The 18,307-nt window shown below is 56.7% G+C and carries 16 protein-coding genes; 7 read left to right on the top strand and 9 right to left on the bottom strand.

From position 1 onward, the window contains the following. Positions 1 to 14 precede the first annotated feature (14 nt). Positions 15 to 881, top strand: coding sequence for a flagellar hook-associated protein FlgL (gene flgL / locus ACZCED_RS07320; protein WP_464860518.1), 867 nt, complete (start codon positions 15 to 17; stop codon positions 879 to 881). Positions 882 to 1,083: 202 nt separating this feature from the next. Here flgL and ACZCED_RS07315 read toward each other — a convergent pair whose 3' ends face one another. The 3 genes from ACZCED_RS07315 to ACZCED_RS07305 are packed head-to-tail and all read right to left on the bottom strand — an operon-like array spanning position 1,084 to position 3,814. After that, a complete protein-coding gene (locus ACZCED_RS07315; RefSeq protein ID WP_464860517.1) occupies positions 1,084 to 1,854 on the bottom strand; it encodes a flagellar motor protein MotB in 771 nt (256 codons plus the stop codon). A gap of 10 nt (positions 1,855 to 1,864) precedes the next feature. Then, positions 1,865 to 2,641 (bottom strand): MotA/TolQ/ExbB proton channel family protein, encoded by a 777-nt coding sequence (locus tag ACZCED_RS07310; RefSeq protein WP_462969775.1) that lies wholly within the window; start codon positions 2,639 to 2,641, stop codon positions 1,865 to 1,867. Then, entirely contained in the window at positions 2,642 to 3,814 is a 1,173-nt protein-coding gene (locus tag ACZCED_RS07305) for a response regulator (RefSeq protein WP_464860516.1), read from the bottom strand. 351 nt (positions 3,815 to 4,165) lie between these two features. Here ACZCED_RS07305 and ACZCED_RS07300 point away from each other — a divergent pair, with 351 nt between their 5' ends. Together ACZCED_RS07300 and kdsB are read left to right on the top strand one after the other, a co-directional pair. Continuing rightward, complete coding sequence (locus ACZCED_RS07300) at positions 4,166 to 4,498, top strand: histidine triad nucleotide-binding protein (RefSeq protein ID WP_464860515.1); 333 nt, start codon at positions 4,166 to 4,168, stop codon at positions 4,496 to 4,498. A 127-nt stretch (positions 4,499 to 4,625) separates the two neighbouring features. Beyond that, a complete protein-coding gene (gene kdsB, locus ACZCED_RS07295) occupies positions 4,626 to 5,372 on the top strand; it encodes a 3-deoxy-manno-octulosonate cytidylyltransferase (protein WP_464860514.1) in 747 nt (248 codons plus the stop codon). 171 nt (positions 5,373 to 5,543) lie between these two features. Here kdsB and ACZCED_RS07290 read toward each other — a convergent pair whose 3' ends face one another. Together ACZCED_RS07290 and guaA are read right to left on the bottom strand one after the other, a co-directional pair. Then, positions 5,544 to 6,428, bottom strand: a complete 885-nt coding sequence (locus tag ACZCED_RS07290; protein ID WP_464860513.1) for a hypothetical protein — start codon at positions 6,426 to 6,428, stop codon at positions 5,544 to 5,546. Between the two features lie 6 nt (positions 6,429 to 6,434). After that, on the bottom strand, positions 6,435 to 7,964 hold the full coding sequence (gene guaA / locus ACZCED_RS07285) for a glutamine-hydrolyzing GMP synthase (RefSeq protein WP_464860512.1): 1,530 nt from the start codon (positions 7,962 to 7,964) through the stop codon (positions 6,435 to 6,437). A gap of 399 nt (positions 7,965 to 8,363) precedes the next feature. On the opposite strand from guaA, the gene mltF reads away from it, so the two are divergent. The 3 genes from mltF to efp all read left to right on the top strand — a co-directional run bounded on the left by mltF (position 8,364) and on the right by efp (position 11,359). After that, a complete protein-coding gene (gene mltF, locus ACZCED_RS07280) occupies positions 8,364 to 9,776 on the top strand; it encodes a membrane-bound lytic murein transglycosylase MltF (protein ID WP_464860511.1) in 1,413 nt (470 codons plus the stop codon). A gap of 147 nt (positions 9,777 to 9,923) precedes the next feature. Next, positions 9,924 to 10,718: a phosphoribosylanthranilate isomerase gene (locus ACZCED_RS07275; protein WP_462969675.1), complete on the top strand. Its 795-nt coding sequence runs from the start codon at positions 9,924 to 9,926 to the stop codon at positions 10,716 to 10,718. Positions 10,719 to 10,798: 80 nt separating this feature from the next. After that, the gene (gene efp, locus ACZCED_RS07270; protein ID WP_462969674.1) at positions 10,799 to 11,359 is read left to right on the top strand and encodes an elongation factor P; all 561 of its coding nucleotides are present in this window, start codon (positions 10,799 to 10,801) and stop codon (positions 11,357 to 11,359) included. A gap of 287 nt (positions 11,360 to 11,646) precedes the next feature. Here efp and ACZCED_RS07265 read toward each other — a convergent pair whose 3' ends face one another. Next, positions 11,647 to 12,882: a hemolysin family protein gene (locus ACZCED_RS07265; protein ID WP_462969673.1), complete on the bottom strand. Its 1,236-nt coding sequence runs from the start codon at positions 12,880 to 12,882 to the stop codon at positions 11,647 to 11,649. A gap of 366 nt (positions 12,883 to 13,248) precedes the next feature. On the opposite strand from ACZCED_RS07265, the gene ACZCED_RS07260 reads away from it, so the two are divergent. Then, positions 13,249 to 16,137, top strand: coding sequence for a DEAD/DEAH box helicase (locus tag ACZCED_RS07260; protein WP_464860510.1), 2,889 nt, complete (start codon positions 13,249 to 13,251; stop codon positions 16,135 to 16,137). A 32-nt stretch (positions 16,138 to 16,169) separates the two neighbouring features. Here the strand turns inward: ACZCED_RS07260 and ACZCED_RS07255 are convergent, their stop codons facing one another. The 3 genes from ACZCED_RS07255 to ACZCED_RS07245 form a co-directional block, all read right to left on the bottom strand. Then, the gene (locus ACZCED_RS07255) at positions 16,170 to 16,826 is read right to left on the bottom strand and encodes a lysoplasmalogenase (protein ID WP_462969671.1); all 657 of its coding nucleotides are present in this window, start codon (positions 16,824 to 16,826) and stop codon (positions 16,170 to 16,172) included. A gap of 86 nt (positions 16,827 to 16,912) precedes the next feature. Continuing rightward, the gene (gene queC / locus ACZCED_RS07250; RefSeq protein WP_462969670.1) at positions 16,913 to 17,611 is read right to left on the bottom strand and encodes a 7-cyano-7-deazaguanine synthase QueC; all 699 of its coding nucleotides are present in this window, start codon (positions 17,609 to 17,611) and stop codon (positions 16,913 to 16,915) included. A gap of 51 nt (positions 17,612 to 17,662) precedes the next feature. Continuing rightward, entirely contained in the window at positions 17,663 to 18,307 is a 645-nt protein-coding gene (locus tag ACZCED_RS07245) for a radical SAM protein (protein ID WP_464860509.1), read from the bottom strand.

Below are 18,307 nucleotides of genomic sequence, written 5' to 3'. Positions count from 1 at the left end.
GCAGGAGGAAACCCATGCGAATCAGCGCCAAAATCATGGCAGACAACATCAAAGCCAATCTGGCCAGGCAAAGTACCCAGCTGACGAAGACGCAGCTGAAGTTGGCGTCAGGCAAACGGATCAACCGACCCTCGGATGACCACATCGGCATCGGAAAAGTCTTGGGCTATCGGACCACCATCAATTCCATCGACCAGTATCGGGAAAACATCACCGATGCTCAGACACGGATAAAATACACGGAGACCATCCTGGAACAGATTCATGATTTTTTGCGTGAGGCCAAGAGCATCGCATCCAACCCCGGTACCGATGATAAAACGCCCCTCGCAGAAGCGATCAAAGATATCCGTGATCAGACACTGGGCTTGGCCAACAGCAAATATGGAAAGAATCACTTGTTTTCCGGCCACCTGAGCGACATCCCGGCTTTCGACTCGGCCACCTACGCCTACAACGGCGACGGCGGCCTGCACCGGGTCACCATCGGGGAGGGGATAACAGTGGAACTAGAAGCAGACGGCAGCCAGATGTTTATCGATGGCGTCGACAACCTGTTTCAGGTGCTTGACGATCTGGAAGCGGCGTTGACTGCAGACGACCCGGTGGCGATACGGGCCGCCGTCGACCCGCTGGCACGCATTGGGGACCGGATTCAAATTACAAGAAGTGGGCTCGCCTCGGACTACAAGCGCCTGGAAGCCACGAACGATTACTGGGTCAGTTTTGGCAATTCGGTGGAAACCATGCGGTCGGATGTGGAAGATGCCGATATTGCCCAGACCGCCATTGAGATGCAGGTGCAGCAGACCGCTTACGAAGTGCTGTTGGCGACATCCGCCAGGGTCATTCAACCCACGCTGGTTGATTTTCTCCGATAGGCGTCTGGAAACGTTGCTGGCCGGCCGGACGCGACGAGGCGGTCAATCCTCGGAAACCCTTTGTCTTTCCCTCCTTTTCCACCGCTTCGCCGGTTAAAGCGGGTCCAGAGTGCGACGGATATGTCCCCAGACGCCGCAAGCTCAAAACCCAACCGATTGCCAATCTATTTTTCGGGTATCGATCCTGACGACGAATCAACGCCTATTGCAGTTGGGGGGTGCTCCCGTAAGCGGCCATGCCTTCGCGGCGGGGAATGGTGCCAACGATGATTTCCACCCGTCGATTTTTGCGCCGGCCCGCTTCAAGGTCGTTCTGCGCAATGGGTCGGTATTCACCAAAACCCATTGTCGACAGTCGCTGGGGGTCGATGGCGGTCTGGTCCAGCAGGAACTGGGCGACAGTGGCGGCCCGGGCGATGGAGAGTTTGAGGTTGGATTGAAACGGGCCGCCCCTGACGGGTACATTGTCGGTATGGCCGGCTATGACGATGTCGCCGGCGGTCTCGCTTGACAAGATCTGGCCGATTCGAAGGATCATGGGTTTCAGTTCCGTCTTGATCTCGGCTTTTCCCGAATCAAAAGTGCTCTCTCCCATCATGCGGATGATCAACTGGTCCTTCTTGGCCTCGATTTCGATGTCGTCCTCGATTCTCCCATAGAGCTCATCGAAATTCTCTTCCAGCTCCCGGCCGATAAATTCTTTCACCCGTGTGGCAATCGCTTCCTGGTCAAAGTCCTTGGCAATCATCTTCAGGCCGTGGCGCGGCGATTCGGAAACATTTTTTTTGCGCTGCATGCCAAAGGCTTTTTCCATGGATCCGGCGACCACCTTGTATTTTTGGCGATCGATTTCGGAAAAGGAGAGCAGCAGCACGAAAAAGCAGAGCAGCAGACTCATCAGATCGCCAAAGGTGGTCACCCATTTGGGGGCGCCTTTATCACATGGCGGACATTCCTGGATGTCGTTGCGCATCGATCACCTGCTATTCGGTTTTGGCGTTCTCGGCTTCAGCCAGCTGCCGTTCCTTGGGGGAGAGAAAAATCTTGAGGGATTCCTCCAGCACCATGGGGGAGACGCCGCGGTTGATGGCAATGGCCGCCTCCAGGATGATGCTTTTGTTTAAGCGCTCCTGTTCGCTTCGTAGGGCCAATTTGTCGGCAAGGGGCAGGGCGATGAGATTGGCGATGACGGCGCCGTACAAGGTGGTCAACAGCGCCACCGCCATGGACGGTCCGATGCTTGCCGGGTCCGACATGGAGGAGAGCATCTGAACCAGGCCGATGAGCGTTCCCACCATACCGAATGCCGGCGCGGAATCGCCCATCCCTTTGAACACATTCTGGCCGGTGGTGTGCCGCTGACCCATCAGGCGGATATCCTTGTGGAGCATATCGGCGATCAGACCTTCGTCATAGCCGTCGGACAGGTATCGCAACGCCTTGACGGAAAAGGCATCTGAAGGATTCTCCTTTTCCAGGGCGATGAGCCCCTCTTTTTTAGCGATACGGGTGAATTCCACCATCTCTTTGATTATGTTTTCGGGTGCTTCCATTTTTACCAGGAAGGCTTTCATGGCCACGCTGATCGAGCCGATGACATCGGACATGGTGAATTTGATGAAGGTGGATGCAAAAGTGCCGCCGACAACGATAAGCAGGCCGGGGATATTGATGAAAACCAGGGCGCTGCCGCCGATGACGATGGAAACCAGAATCAGTACGCTGCCGCTGACCAGACCGATGATGGTTGCAAGATCCATTTAGCGCCTCACAGTAGATTTACGAATCAGCACCTTGTTGGAGATGGCACCAATGTTGTTGAAATGTTTAAGTTTGTCGATACTGTAGTCGTCCAACTCAGTGTCGGCGGCCATGACAAAGGCCCCGGTTTTCATGCGTACGTTGGCTGCTATCACCATCCCGGTCTTCAAGTCGTCCAGTTCCCGTTCCTCCGCCGTCTTGCGTGCCAGCTCGTGTTGCTGCGCCACGTTGATTTCAAGCAGTAACGCCACCACCTCGGGTGACAATTGGTAGTTCCGGATCTGTTGCAGGCGTTCAGCAATGCCGTCGAGGGCGATCTTGCCTTTGTGGATCATGTTGTCGTAAATAGAGGCGGCCGAAATGAGTTGCGCCCCGACTGGGATATCATCGCCGGCCAGTCCATCGGGGAACCCCTTGCCGTTGTATTGTTCGTGGTGCATGCGCACCAGCAGGGCTGCCGGCTTCATGATCTCTATCTCTCCGATGATGCGGGCACCCATGGCCGCGTGGGATTGGTACAGCTGGCGCTCGTTTTCAACCATTTCCGTGCGGCGCTTGTTTAAGATTGGCTTGGGAATGCCCACCATGCCGATGTCGTGCAGCAGGGCCGCCGTTTCGATGATGGGAATTTCCGCATCGCCCACGCTGGGATGCAGACCGGCCAGTTTGACGGCCAGGCCGGCTGTCCGGCGGCAGTGTCCCCCCAGGTCGTCATCCACCACTTCCATCATTCGGGAGAACATGCGGATGGTCTGGATGTGGTTGGCGGTAATGATCTCTATCTTACGGTTGAGCGTCCGCTCCAGGTTGACGATACGCACGCCGATTTCAACTCTGGCGTGCAGGGCGTCCATGTCGATGGGCTTGGTGATATAATCGTCGACGCCGCTTTCCAGGCCGCGCACGATATCCGCCTTGGAATCCTGGGCGCTGATCAGTATCAGGTAAATATAGCCGGATTCGTGTATCTCCCGGATCCGGCGGCACAACTCGAGCCCGTCCATGCCAGGCATCATCCAGTCGCTGATGACCATATCCACGGGCGTGCCGCAAATGGTTTCCCAGGCCGCATTGCCGTCGGCAGCCTGATGTACCGTGTGGTCCCACGCGCCAAGGCGTGATGCCAGAATCTTCAAGGTGACGGGGTCGTCGTCTGCAATCAGGATGTTCATGGTTTTGGTTGCTTCAATCCGTTTCCGCATGGGCTTGGGTAAAATCAGGCCTCAAATCAGAACTTGATGCCTTACTTGCGGTGCACTCAGGGCAGGGCCGAGAGCCCGTTTCGCTGTAATTTCATATCGGCAGCCCCATTTAAAACTTAAGCAATGAATTTCAGGGATTTCGTCCCTTCTGGCGAATGGTTGTCTGCTGAATAAAAGCGGATCGTCATTGGTTAATGTCTGCTTGACAAGGTTACCGCTGAACCGGTAGGAACAGACCATTCAGAGTCCGCTGACCACCCACCCGATTTTCTTCATCGCTTGAAAGGACGGGCGATGGGGGAGCCACAGGAGGCGCCGTCCATGGAAAAAGATTGCCTTTTCTGTAAAATTTCACAAGGCCAGATGGGAACCGACATGCTGTTCGAAAATGACGATTTAGTGGTTTTCCGTGACATCAACCCTCACGCCCCCGTCCATCTCTTGATCGTTCCCAAAAGGCACATCCGCAGCATCAACGATCTTACCGAATCGGATAATGAGATTCTGGCCAAAATGATCGTGACCGCCAGACAGATGGCTAAAAAGGAGAAGGTGGATGTCTCCGGGTACAAGCTTCTATTCAATGTAGAGAAAGGCGGCGGACAGGTGATCTTTCATCTCCACCTGCACCTGATAGGGGGATGGGAAAAATAGCGCCTGTCGCCTGACGACCCCTTCCGGTCATTTGCCGACAGCGGGTTCAGGAATGACCATGACAGGCGATTCATTTTGCCGTTATGGTCGTGTGGATATTAACGGTGTTCTGAAAAGGGATCTCTAAATGCGGGTAGTGGTGATCATCCCATCGCGCTACGGCTCCATTCGATTTGATGGCAAACCGCTGGCCAACATCTGCGGCAAGCCCATGATCCAGTGGGTCTGCGAACGGGCCACGCAGGCCAAATCCATCGAATCTGTCCACGTGGCCACCGATGACAGCAGAATCCGGGACGCAGTCGACCGGTTTGGCGGTAATGTCGTCATGACTTCCTCCAAATGCCGCTCCGGCACCGACCGGGTGGCCGAAGCCGCCGAACGGCTCGGTCTGAACCCGGGGGACATCGTGGTCAATATCCAGGGAGACCAGCCCCTGGTGGATCCGCGATGCTTTGACGCCGTGGTAAAACCGTTTTACGAAGACCCGGCGGTAAAGATGAGCACACTGGCCTTTGCCATCGTGGACAGGCGTGAAATCACCGACCCGAAGGATGTCAAGGTCACTTTCGACAACAAGGGTGATGCGCTCTATTTTTCGAGGGCGACTATTCCCTATGACCGCGACGGGTCGAACATCTTCCAAACCTATAAACACTTGGGTGTTTATGCCTATACCCAAGAATTCCTCGCGTGCTTTCGAGGGCTCCCTCCCGGGCACCTGGAAGAGATCGAAAAGCTCGAACAGCTTCGTGCCATGGAGCACGGATACCGTATTCGGGTGGTGGTGACGCCGTATGATTCGCCTGAAGTGGACCTGCCGGCCGACATCCGGCGCATCGAAGAGAAGATGGCGGGCATGGGGCTGTGCTGACTGGGCGTTTGGTACGTGGGGCTAAAATTGGACATTCCGCGAGGCAAGCTGCGGGGTTAGCGCTCGCTATCGCGGATCAACGTGCAGTTGATGTCAGGTGTAAGCCCAACGGCGAACGAAGATCGTCCCCGGGTTCAATAGAGACGGCCGCGATCCAGAGCTCTTTCCAGGTCAGTTGATTGTCTGTTCGACGATACCCGTGGAGCCGGGGGGGAGGGACGGGGTCGGCGAGAGTTTAGGTGAGGCCGCCGTGGCTGCGCCCGTCGCCGATGAGCCTGATGATTTTTTCGCCTGCGCATCCAGTCGCTGGTTCAACGCCTCGATCTGCTTGCTGAGACCAGCCAGTTTATTCTCCACTTCACGAATTCGGTCCTTGACCATCTCCTGGAGACCCAACCGCTCGAGACCCAGTGCCAGTTCCATGGACCCCTTGCTCAGTTTTTCCGATTCAAGGCGCTGGGTTTTCTCTTCGATGGCGGCAAGCCGCCCCTGATCTTTTTTCAGGCCCTGCGCCATCAGCAGGATTTGGTCGGCCAACTCCTCGTCGAACTTGCTGAAGGCGGTGTTCAGGTCTGCCATCTCCTTCTGCAGGGCGGCAACGGACGCATCCGATTTCTGGGTTGCGGCGGTCAACGCGGTCAAGGCGGATCGGTCGGCTTTGTCATCAGTGATCCGTTTAAGTTCGGTGATGGCTTTCTGCAAATTGACCTGCACAGCAGCAACGCCGGTTTCTAACGCTTTGGACATTTCGGTGAGTTGCTCCTCCATCCTGGCCTGCTTGAGGGAGAGGTTGGAAAACCGGGATTCAAGATCCTTGGACAGATTCTGGACGCCCATGGAACCGGAATGCTGGGTGTTGACGACCCGGCTTTTTATGTCCAGATAGGCGATGGCCAGAACTACCACCAACAGGCAGGGAATCAGCACGGCCACCAGGGTGACCCGGGTGCTCAGCTTCTCGATACGCAGATTTTCTGCATCCGAGAGAAATATCGCATCAGGCTCCGCTTCCTCATCGCGGATGGTGAACCGGGAGGTATCGTCTTTTTGGCTCATGATGTGCTATTCCCATTCGATGGTGCTAGGTGGTTTGGAACTGATGTCGTATACGACGCGGTTGACGCCCCGGACTTCGTTGATGATCCGGTTTGAAATCCTGCCCAGCAACCGGTGGGGGAGTTTGGCCCAGTCGGCGGTCATGGCATCTTTGCTGGTGACTGCCCGGATGGCGACGATGTTTTCATACGTCCGGCCGTCACCCATGATACCGACGCTTTTAATCGGCAGCAATACGGCAAAAGATTGCCAGAGTTTGCGATAGTATCCGTATGCGCGAATCTCCTCCTGCAGCACGGCATCCACTTCCCGCAGCACATCCAGACGCTTTTTAGTGATCTCTCCGATCACCCGGATGGCCAGCCCCGGTCCGGGAAACGGCTGTCTCCAGACCAGGTCGTCGTCCAACCCCAATGCTTTGCCGAGTTTGCGCACTTCATCCTTAAATAGATACTTTAAGGGTTCGACTAGCTTGAGCTTCATTTTTTTCGGGAGCCCTCCCACATTGTGATGGGATTTGATCACCGCCGTGGGGCCGCCGAAAGCTGATCGTGATTCGATGATATCCGGGTAGAGGGTGCCCTGGGCCAGAAAATCGGCACCTTTTATTTTCAGGGCTTCGGCTTCGAATACATCCATGAACTCTTTGCCGATGATCTTGCGTTTCCGTTCCGGATCGGACACGTTGGAAAGGGCTTTGACAAAACGGGAGGCCGCCTTGACGAAGCGGATGTTTATCTTCAGGTGGCTTTTGAGTTTCTCTTTCAGCTGGGCCGCCTCGTCTTTGCGCAGCAAGCCGTTATCCACAAAGATGCAGGTCAGATTTTTACCGATGGCCTGGTGAATCAGCAGGGCCGTCACGGACGAGTCCACGCCGCCGGAAAGACCCAGGATCACTTTCTTGTCACCGACAGTTTCCCTGATCTGGTTGACGGTGTCCCTGGCAAAGGATTTCATGGTCCACGATGCTTTGCAGCCGCATATGTCGAAAAGAAAGTTGTGGATCATTTTGCGTCCTTTGGCGGTATGCTCCACTTCAGGGTGAAACTGGACGCCGAAGAACTTTTTACGGGTGTTGGCCATTGCAGCAATTTTTGTGTTGGCAGTCGATGCGCTGATGGAGAAGCCATTGGGAAGGCCGTCGATGGAATCGCCGTGGCTCATCCAGGTGACTGTTTCTTTGCCGATGCCGGAAAAAAGCCCTTTTTGCTGCCTGGCGGTCAGGGAGGCAAAACCGTATTCTCGTTTGTCGGCCTTCTTGACTTTGCCACCGAGGGTGTCCACCATAAAATGCATGCCATAGCATATGCCCAGCACCGGAATGCCAAGGTCGAAAATGCCGGCGTCCACCCGGGGGCTGTCCTTTTCGTAGATGCTGGATGGGCCGCCGGAAAGGATAATGCCTTCGGGTGCCCAGGACCGAATCTGTTCCGCGGTGACAGTCGGTGGCTCGATCTGGCAGTATACGCGGCATTCACGCACCCGCCGGGCGATGAGCTGGTTGAACTGGGATCCGAAATCGATGATAACAATCATAGTGTGTCTCCGGGCTAATGCGTCGCAAATACGCTACAAAACAGCAGATTGGTTGATTTCGGGGGGTAATACCATTATCGATTGAAAAAGGCAACCGGGCGCTGTGGCGTGTCCTGTCCGGTGACTGCGGTCAGATAGCCCCCGGTTGCCGATGGACACCGGTTGCCGGGCGGACGGGAGTGAGCGAAGACATGGTGCGGGTTGATAAATTGGAGATCTCAGACTATAAACCATCACGTGACTACATCGTCGACTTGAACCGCGACAGCGAGCGAACTGCAAATCGATTTTTATCCATACGGTGAACCCTCCCCGCGGCTTGCCGCGGGGAGGGTTCAATCGGGCAACCACCAGACGCTCTGGAGCTCAGACGCAAACCATGAAAACGGTTGGCAGAATATGCGTGTTGACAAGCTGAGAACAAATCGGTGCGCGCTGGTTATTCTGTTCGTGTCCATCGTGATTTCAGGATGCGATTTTCCCCTGACACAAAATGATCTCGAAGCCTTGCAGGCCAGGGGTGAAATCGTGTTGATTACGCGAAACAATTCAGCATGTTATTATGAAGGCCCCCATGGCCCTGTCGGATTTGAGTACGATCTGGCAAGCGCGTTTGCCGATCATCTGGGCGTGAATCTTCGCGTATCGATCATCGAGGATGAAGTCGATATGATCGCCGCTCTCAAAGCCGGTCAGGGTGATATCATCGCCCCTGGGGTTCCCTTTGGCAGCCAGTCGGCCCGGTTGCTTTCGCTGGGACCGGGGTATCTGGAGGTGGAGCAGCAGGTGGTGGGCCGTCGCGGCGGTCCGGAAATCCAAAGCAAAAAGGCGCTCGAGGCATACACGCTCTGGATGACCGGCAGCAGCGCCCGTATCGAATATCTCGAGGAGCTGCGCCGCATCTATCCGGGTGTCAGTTGGCAGATACTGACTGCATACAGCGCCGAAGATTTGCTCCAGATGGTGTGGAACCGCTCCTTGCCGCTTACGGTCGTGGAATCTAATATCATGTCCATGAACCACCACTATTACCCGGAACTGACCGTCAAGCTGACCCTGGGCCAACCCCGTAAGTTGACCTGGGCAACGGATCCACGCAACCGCCGATTGAAGCAGGTCATCGCCAAGTGGTTTGATCGAAAAGGGACCCGGGAGATCATCAAGGGGCTTATCGATCACTATTACAGCCATCTGGAATCTTTCGACTATGTTGACCTGGCCAGGTACCGTCGCCGGATCAAGGTCCGGCTGCCCAAATATCGGGCGTATTTCGAAGCCGCTGCCCAAAAATACAAGCTTGACTGGAAGCTGGTGGCCGCCCAGGCGTATCAGGAGTCGCATTGGAATCCTCGTGCGAAAAGCTATACGGGCGTGCGCGGAATCATGATGCTGACCCGCGAAACGGCGGCCTCCATGAACCTGGAAAACCGGATGGATATCGAGGCATCCATATTTGCCGGCACCCGCTATCTGGCCCGTCTCCACCGCCTGGTCGGCAAGTCGGTACCGGAACCGGACCGTACCCTCATGGCATTGGCTGCCTACAACATTGGATTCGGCCACCTGCAGGACGCCAGGCTGCTGGCCCGCCGGTTGGGCAAGCCGGAAAACAGCTGGCATGGCGTCCGGTCGGTATTTCCGCTGTTGCAGCAGAAAAAATATTACACGACCCTTGAACATCGATATGCGCGTGGAAATGAAGCGGTCATGTACGTGGACCGCATCCGAACCTACTATAAGATGCTCCGGCAGAATGTGGACGTGATGGCCTCCGGTTCAGCCGCCGCAGAGGATCCAGCGATCCTGCCTTGATCAGTCGTCGACAGACCATTGTGCATACCGTCGATACCCGGCGACCAGCGATCCGGGGTACGATTTGCACAAAGCCCATGGATATGATAGAGACGGCCACCGGCACCGCTCGCTTCGGATGTTAACCATTCAGGAATGCTCAAGATAATGCCAGGCACCATCGTTCAGGTATATGAAATTCAGACGCCGGGTGAAGCCCGGTCCATGATCGCGCTGGGTGTGGATCACATTGGCAGCGTGGTCACCGCGTGCGAAGCGCGCCACGATCCGGTCATCCGTGAAACCATTGACGCGGTTCGCAAGCTGGGTGCGGTCAGCAGTCTGATTCCGTTGTATTCAAACCGGGAGGCGGTTTTCGATACGCTGGACTATTATCAGCCGCATATCGTGCATTTCTGTGACCGGCTGGATGACCGCGGGGGTAGTTCGGTACATGCGGCGTTCCAACTTCAGGCGGCGGTCAAGCAGCGGTTTCCGCGTCTTCAGATCATGCGCTCCATTCCCATCGGGCAGGCAGGAAAGGCTGACCGTGATGCCGTATTGGCCCTGGCTGCCAGGCTGGAACCCGTCAGCGACTATTTCTTGACCGACACGATCATCGTCGGGGCTTCCGGTTCAGCCGATGAGGACCAGCCGGTGGCCGGATTCGTTGGCATCACCGGACTTACCTGCGACTGGTCGGTAGCTGCAGAGCTGGTGGCCGGAAGCCGAATCCCGGTTATTCTGGCCGGGGGCATCTCGCCGGAAAATGTTGCCGGCGGCATACGGCAGGTCCGGCCTTTTGGGGTGGACAGCTGCACCTGCACCAATGCCGTGGGCGAGGACGGGCGCCCCATCCGTTTTAAAAAGGACCCGGCACGGGTCCAGGCCCTGGTGTCTGAAACGCACCGGACGGATCGAATGCACATGGAAGGGCCGGGGACCAACGACATGACGATTTGACCAAGCGGATTAACCACGGGATCCGGGCCGCCCAAGCCGGATCCTGCCATTTACCAACGCCAGGAAAGGTTGAAAACCATATGTACGAGAGCAGTGACTTACGAAAAGGGCTGAAGATAGAGATCGACGGTGATCCATACGTGATCGTCCAGTTTGAATTCGTGAAACCCGGAAAGGGGCAGGCCCTATACAAATGCCGGCTCAAAAACATGATAACCGGTTCGCAGTTCGACAAAACCTACCGGTCCGGTGAAAAATTCAAGGAAGCCAATCTGGAAGCGGTGGAGATGGAGTACCTCTATTTCGACGGGAACGCTTACTGTTTCATGAATTCGTCCACCTATGAACAGGAATTTTTGTCCGAGGAGCAGTTGGGCGACGCCAAGGCCTTTCTCAAGGAAAACACCGTTTGCAACGTCCTCATGTTCGATAAGAAGGCCCTGGACATCTCGCTGCCCAATTTCGTGGAATTGACCATCACCGAGGCCGAACCCTGGGCAAAAGGGGACACCGCCGCCGGGTCCACCAAACCAGCCACCCTGGAAACCGGTCATGTGGTGCAGGTGCCGCCGTTCGTCAACGAGGGCGAAACCATCCGCATTGACACGCGCACCGGGCAGTACGTGGAGCGCGTCAAGTAGCTGCCCTAGCCAGCTGCCGAACCCGCAATAACCAGTAGATCGCATGACCGCAGGCGTTGCAGCGGGATGCGTTCTCGTCGTGGTATCTCATACGGTCCGAGGGCGGACTACGTTCCCGTTTGGGGGTGGGCGACGCCACTCCTTGGCGATGCAGGTTGATTGGTCCAAGGGATCAACAGCAGGCGTGGCCGGGGTGTGCAATCGATCATGATAGGATTGAAGGGGCCGTCCCCGGTGCCGGGCGGAGGGGCGGTTCATCGGCTGGCAGCCGACGGGGAGGGCATCGATCAGTCCGGTTTGGATGAGAGGGACTGCACCAGGTAGCGCTTGATCCGGTTGCCATCCATTTCCATCACCACCACCTTGTGCCCGTCGATGGTGAATACTTCGTCCTCTTCCGGAATCCTGCCGATCTTATCTAAAATGAACCCGGAAAAGGTGTCGTATTCCCTGGATTCGGGGATGTTCATGCCGGTCTTGTCGTTGACTTCCTCGATCTCCGATTTGCCCAGCACCATCCACTCCTTGGGTTTTTTGCTGATGATGTGAGGCTCCTCTTTGTCTGTCTCGTCCCGGATTTCACCCACCAGTTCTTCCAGGGCGTCTTCCAGGGTGATCAGGCCGGAGACACCGCCATACTCGTCCACGATGATGGCCATGTGGTTCTTGCGGGCCTTGAATTGATGCAGCATCCGGTCCAGTTTCTTGTTCTCCGGAACGAAATAGGGGGGTCGCATGATGGCCCGTATGTTCACCGGTGTTTCCGATGTGGCCTGGTGCATGAAGATGTCCTTGATATTCAAGATGCCCACCACGTGGTCGATGTCGCCTTCGATAACCGGAATGCGCGTAAAACCGGATTCGGCGATGGCCTTGAAATCCAGGGGCGCATCTGCATCCACGACAAACATGTCGGCCCGCGGCGTCATGATCTCCGATGCATTGGTGTCGTCCAATTCGAAGACATTGTGGATCATCTCGCGCTCTTCTTCCTTGATCTCTCCCTGCTCTTCCACCACTTCGACAAAGGTGATCAGCTCCTCTTCGGTGGCTGACGGCGTCTTGCTCATCCTTCCGGTGATGCGCGGAATGAAATTGAGAAACAAGATGATCGGAAAGAAGAGGATCGACATCCAGTAAATGGGGAAGATCGTCAGCTTGGCCAGGAGGATGTTGTTGCGGGTGGCAAAGGATTTGGGGATCACCTCGCCGAAGACGAGAATCAGAAAGGTCATGATCCCGGTGGACAGGCCGACGGCATAGTTGGCGGACATGTTGATCGTCAGCGACGTGGCGATTGCCGATGCAGCCACATTGACCACGTTGTTGCCGATCAGGATGGTGGTCAGCAATTTGTGGGGGTCATCCTTCATGCGCTTGATCAACTGGTGAGATCGGATATTTTCCTTGGCCATGTGCCTGGCGCGGGTTTGGCTGATGGAAAACAGGGCGGTCTCCGCCGATGAAAAGAAACCGGAAAGCAGCAACAGGATGAAAAGCAGAATAAATTGATTCAGCATCATCCGCTGACTCCTGCACCGGTGATGCGGTCGCGCGGATAACTGAGAGTCCGGTGGTTTACATGCAAAAGAAGAGAAGCGAAACAAACATGACATTTACCCAGGGTTGCGGAACCTGGGCCGGGTAAAAAAGGGTCGTCCAACGTTATGGCCTTCCTCTTGAAATGGGAGATGAAGTCATGCGATAGTGGCTCTTCCCGCTAAAGGGGAAGACCTTTTTTCGGTGAGGTATTGTCAATCGCTGCCTTAAGGTTCACGGATGCGGATCGTACATGTCCAATAAAGGCCCACTATAGCGTATTTTTTCAGTTTTTCAAGCCCCTATGCACACAAAAATGAAAACTGTGATTCGATTTCGGTTGTCAATCCATGGCTGACGGTTCTCCGGTCGACGGTTACATCAACGCTCTCAAGGCTGCCAGCGCATTTGAGGGCCAGGTGGTTTATCACCGTGAGTTTGCGCCCAGCCAACCCGCCTACGGAAAGACCTGCAAACCGTGGCCGGAACCGATTGGACGTTTGCTCGAGGACTTGGGGATCGATCGGCTGTATGTCCATCAGGCCCAGACGATCGATCGGGTGAGAGCAGGGATCCATACGGTAGCGGCTACCCCGACCGCCTCTGGCAAGACCCTGGCCTATTCGCTTCCGGTGTTCGAGGCCGTCCTCCAGGATCCATCCGCATGCGCCCTGTTCATCTACCCGCTGAAGGCCCTGGCCCAGGATCAACTCAAAGCCATCGAGCGCATGTCCGCCTACTTGCCCGATATCAACCTGCGGGCGGACATATACGATGGGGACACGTCAGCCTACCGGCGCAAGAAAATCCGCGACAACCCGCCCCACATCCTGATGACCAACCCGGAAATGGTCCATCTTTCGGTTTTGCCCTATCACGATCGGTGGACCGGTTTGCTGTCCAGAATCCGGTTCGTGGTGGTCGACGAGGTGCACACCTACCGGGGTATCCTGGGTGCGCATATGGCCCAGGTATTTCGTCGCCTGCGGCGGATGTGCAGCCATTACGGTGCAGCGCCCACGTTCGTTTTCACGTCGGCCACCGTCGGCAACCCGGACGAACTGGCCAAGCAGCTGACCGGATTGAGCGTCGAGACCGTTACCCGGAGCACGGCCGGCAACGGTCGGCGTCACCTGATCATGATGGACCCGGCAGACGGATCGTTGACGGCAACGGTGATACTGCTCAAGGCGGCCATAAACCGGGGACTTCGCACCATCGTTTACACACAGTCCCGTAAACTGGCGGAACTGCTGGCCATCTGGGCCCAACAGCGTGCCGGTTCGCTCGCCGATCGCATCAGTGCCTATCGCGCCGGTTTCTTGCCTGAAGAGCGCCGCGACATCGAGTCCAAACTCGCTTCCGGCGAACTGCTGGCGGTGATCACCACCAGCGCTCTCGAACTGGGCATCGATATCGGCAGTCTTGATCTGTGTATTCTGGTCGGCTACCCCGGTTCCATTGTCGCCACCTGGCAGCGCGGGGGGCGGGTGGGGCGAAGCGGCCAGGATTCGGCGGTCGTACTGGTGGCCGGAGAGGATGCCCTGGATCATTATTTTATCAAGAATCCGGAACAACTGGTGCTTCGCCGGCCGGAAGCGGCCGTGATCAATCCTTATAATCCGGATGTCGTGGCACGACACCTGGTGTGCGCTGCAGCGGAATTGCCTTTGATGACCGCAGACCCCATGCTGTCACCTGAACCGATGAAAGCCTGCCTCCAAAGGGCGATTGCCTCCGGCGAGCTCTATCTGAGCGCTGACGGCACCGCCTGCTTTTCGCCGATGAAAAATCCGCATCGGTTGGTTGACCTGCGAGGGGCAGGAGCCCGTTTTGCCATCATCGAGGTAGCCGGCAACACCCAGTTAGGTGAAATCGACGGAATCCGTGTTTACCGGGAAACCCATCCCGGGGCCGTCTATCTGCATCGTGGCCGAACCTATACGGTGGAGTCTCTGGACCCGGAAAAGCGTAAGGTCCGGGTCGCACAGGCCCAGGTCGATTTTCACACCCGCGTGAGATCTCACAAGGAGACCCGGATTCTCGAGGTTACCGACCAAAAGCCGGTCTACGGAACCATGATGGCCGTGGGGCGGCTCCGGGTCACCGAGCAGGTCACCGGCTATGACCGCATACAAACGCGGACCGGCAAAGTGATGGAGCGGGTTTCGCTCGACCTGCCGCCCATGGTCTTCGAAACCCAGGGCCTGTGGTTTACGGTTCCACCGGCAGTGACCGCCGAGGGGGAAAAGGCCTGGATCCATGTCATGGGCGGGCTGCATGCCCTGGAGCATGCGGCCATCGGCGTTTTTCCGCTGTTAGTGCTCGCCGACCGAAACGATCTGGGGGGCATTTCCACCCCATTTCACGCGCAGTTGGAGAGTGCCGGCATCTTTATCTATGATGGTTTGCCCGGGGGAAGCGGGCTGTGCACCCAGGCGTTCTCCGATGGCCATGGCCTGCTGGACGCCACGTTGTCGGCCATATCCGGTTGCCCTTGTGAGACCGGCTGTCCCAGTTGTGTCCATTCTCCCAAATGCGGTTCGGGCAACCGCCCCATCGACAAGGCGGGGGCGATATTTCTGTTGAAGACCCTGATTGCCGCCAAGACCCTGACCGTCGCCCGGGTCGTTTCCGGGCCGATGGCCGTCGAAGCGGAGAAGGCAGCGGAGAATGCCCCACAGGAGGCGGATGTCACGCATCAGGCCATGCGTTACGGGGTGCTGGACATTGAAACCCAGCTGTCGGCCCAGGAGGTTGGCGGTTGGCATCATGCATCGCGGATGCGGGTCAGTTGCGTCGTGCTCTACGATTCACATTCGGACCATTTTTTCGAGTTCGTCGAGGGTCAGGTTCCCATGCTGCTGGATCACTTGCAGCAGCTGGACCTGGTTGTCGGATTCAACGTCAAACGGTTCGACTACCGGGTGCTCTCGGCGTATACCGAGCTTGATTTCCGGCAGGTTCCTACCCTGGACATCCTGGAAAAGGTGAAGGATCAGCTGGGGTACCGCCTCTCTTTGGACCATCTGGCATCGGTCACCCTGGATGCCGGAAAGACGGCAGACGGGCTGGATGCCCTGAGATGGTGGCGGGAAGGAAAAATGGCCAAAATTCTCGAATACTGCCGGTCGGATGTGACCATTACCCGCGATCTGTATCGGTTCGGCCGGGAAAACCGATACTTGTTGTTTCGAAATAAGGCCAAACAGACCGTGCGGTTGCCCGTAAACTGGTGATGGATCCCTTGCATTGACCACCCATTTTCAGGCTAACCGGGAACCCCGGCAGCTGAGAAGGCCAGCAGAAACTGGGCGATGTAATACAGGGGCAGTCCGACCGCCCGGTTGACATGGGCGCCAACCACGAAGCGCTGCCGGGCGACGAATAGATCCGATATATAAAAGAGTACGGCACCCGCGACGATACCGCTGCGCACACGAGCCGGGATCGTCGGATCGGCAACCAATCCAAAGGCGCCGCACACCATGACGCTGATCACAACGACATAGGCCATCACCGGGGTGCGCATATTTTCCAGGTGGGGCTCCAGCCAGCGCCAGACCGATGCCGCCGATAATGCCAGCAGAATGGCTCCCACGGCCATGGGCGGTCCGACGCTGCCTACCACGAAAAAGGCCGAGGCATACATCACGTGGCCCAGCAAAAAACTGACCAGGCCGCAAAGAAAGGCGGTTCGCGAACCGAGGGCCAGCAGGACATCCCCTCCCATGCAAAATATAAGGGCGGTCAGAATCAGGCCCCCAAAAGCGGCATTTTGGACAGGCTGAAGGGTCCAGGCGATGATGAACAACAGGGACAGCGGTGTTTTGAACACCAGAATCCGTTTGGGCTGTTCCGTCTTCTCGGCCAATACCAGCCCCACCAGAAGCAATACCGCCAGCCCCAATACGATTCCGATTACCATTTTTATTCAATACCTCAGGTTATTGTCTTTTTTGATGTTGTATCAGCGTTTCTTGTTGCCGGTTGGCCGGGGTTCAGATCGCTTCGTCACTGCGGCGCATAGGAGGTCGGATCGGGTACCCCGGCATCGGCAAACCCTTTTTTGCGCAGGATGCACGAATCGCAACTGCCGCAAGCCATTCCCTGGGGCGTTGGATCATAGCAGCTGTGGGTCAGGCCGTAGTCCACACCCAATTCGGTCCCAGTCAGGATGATCCCGGCCTTGGTCAGGTCGATCAGCGGTGTATGGATGCGATAGCGTCCCTTGCCCTCGACGGCAGACTTGGTGGCCAGGTTGGCCATGGTTTCAAAAGCCTGGATGTATTCCGGACGGCAGTCGGGGTAACCGCTGTAATCCACGGCGTTGACACCGATGAAAATGTCCCAGGCGCCCAACACTTCGGCCCAGGCAAGGGCGTAGGAAAGAAAAATCGTGTTGCGTGCAGGCACATAGGTGACCGGAATCGCTTCGGCCATACGGGATTCGCTGCGGGCCTTGGGCACGGCGATGTCGTCGGTTAGGGCCGAGCCACCGACCGGTCTCAGATCCACCCGGGTGACCAGATGGCGCTGTACACCGGCTGCCGCCGCCACCCTCTCGGCCGCCCGCAGTTCGCAAGCGTGCCGCTGGCCATAGTCGAAGCTGAGGCTGTATATCGCAAACCCCTGGGCGGCAGCCATGGCCAAAACGGTGCTGGAATCAAGGCCGCCGCTGGATAACACTACTGCTTTTAGTGATTTAATCATAGATGGTTTTATCTATCTCCTTAATGTTATGCATAAGCTTTGCTTATTTCGTCAAACGCCCCGCTCCTGATCGGGCCAGATCAACCGATGCAGTTGCAGCTGAAGCCGGGCCTCGATTCGGGCCTCGAGTATCCACGCCGCCAGCCGATCTGGCGGCAGCTGGTCGGCTACCGCCGAGAACAGGATGCGATCCGCCGGCAGGATCGCCGCTAAACGGGGCAACAGCCGGGTTGCGAAAAAAAAGTCGTCGTGATCGCCGATAACGAATTTAACCTGATCATGGGGCGTCAGCCGCTGCAGATTGTCGGTGTCGTTTTTCTCGTGTTCTCCGCTGGACGGGCACTTGACGTCCATGATCCGACTGCAGCGGCGATCCACGCGATCGATGTCCAGAGAACCGTTGGTTTCCATCAACAGCTGGTAGCCGTTGCCAAGCAGGGCATCCACCAGTGCCGGTGTATGGTCCTGGGCCAGTGGCTCTCCACCGGTTATTTCAACGCGGCCGCAACCAAAAGCCGCCACCTGATCGACTATCTGGGCGACGGACATGGCCTTGCCCGCATCAAACGCATATCGGGTGTCGCAATAGCGACAGCGCAGGTTGCATCCGGTCAGGCGCACGAACACGCAGGGCAGGCCGGCGTAGACCGACTCGCCTTGAATACTGTAAAAGATTTCATTAACCGTAAGGATCAT

Source organism: Desulfosarcina sp. (genome assembly GCF_055467485.1).
Note: the sequence above shows the minus strand (reverse complement) of the source record. Positions and strands in the feature narration are given on the sequence as shown.

Bases quoted from the DNA above. Each gene is read 5' to 3' on its own strand.
- ACZCED_RS07290 (WP_464860513.1), bottom strand. From the start codon at position 6,428: ATGAGCCAAAAAGACGATACCTCCCGGTTCACCATCCGCGATGAGGAA.
- ACZCED_RS07245 (WP_464860509.1), bottom strand. From the start codon at position 18,307: ATGATCCTTACGGTTAATGAAATCTTTTACAGTATTCAAGGCGAGTCG.
- ACZCED_RS07310 (WP_462969775.1), bottom strand. From the start codon at position 2,641: ATGGATCTTGCAACCATCATCGGTCTGGTCAGCGGCAGCGTACTGATT.
- ACZCED_RS07260 (WP_464860510.1), top strand. From the start codon at position 13,249: ATGGCTGACGGTTCTCCGGTCGACGGTTACATCAACGCTCTCAAGGCT.
- mltF (WP_464860511.1), top strand. From the start codon at position 8,364: ATGCGTGTTGACAAGCTGAGAACAAATCGGTGCGCGCTGGTTATTCTG.
- ACZCED_RS07275 (WP_462969675.1), top strand. From the start codon at position 9,924: ATGCCAGGCACCATCGTTCAGGTATATGAAATTCAGACGCCGGGTGAA.
- ACZCED_RS07255 (WP_462969671.1), bottom strand. From the start codon at position 16,826: ATGGTAATCGGAATCGTATTGGGGCTGGCGGTATTGCTTCTGGTGGGG.
- guaA (WP_464860512.1), bottom strand. From the start codon at position 7,964: ATGATTGTTATCATCGATTTCGGATCCCAGTTCAACCAGCTCATCGCC.
- ACZCED_RS07305 (WP_464860516.1), bottom strand. From the start codon at position 3,814: ATGAACATCCTGATTGCAGACGACGACCCCGTCACCTTGAAGATTCTG.
- ACZCED_RS07300 (WP_464860515.1), top strand. From the start codon at position 4,166: ATGGAAAAAGATTGCCTTTTCTGTAAAATTTCACAAGGCCAGATGGGA.
- kdsB (WP_464860514.1), top strand. From the start codon at position 4,626: ATGCGGGTAGTGGTGATCATCCCATCGCGCTACGGCTCCATTCGATTT.
- queC (WP_462969670.1), bottom strand. From the start codon at position 17,611: ATGATTAAATCACTAAAAGCAGTAGTGTTATCCAGCGGCGGCCTTGAT.
- flgL (WP_464860518.1), top strand. From the start codon at position 15: ATGCGAATCAGCGCCAAAATCATGGCAGACAACATCAAAGCCAATCTG.
- efp (WP_462969674.1), top strand. From the start codon at position 10,799: ATGTACGAGAGCAGTGACTTACGAAAAGGGCTGAAGATAGAGATCGAC.
- ACZCED_RS07265 (WP_462969673.1), bottom strand. From the start codon at position 12,882: ATGATGCTGAATCAATTTATTCTGCTTTTCATCCTGTTGCTGCTTTCC.
- ACZCED_RS07315 (WP_464860517.1), bottom strand. From the start codon at position 1,854: ATGCGCAACGACATCCAGGAATGTCCGCCATGTGATAAAGGCGCCCCC.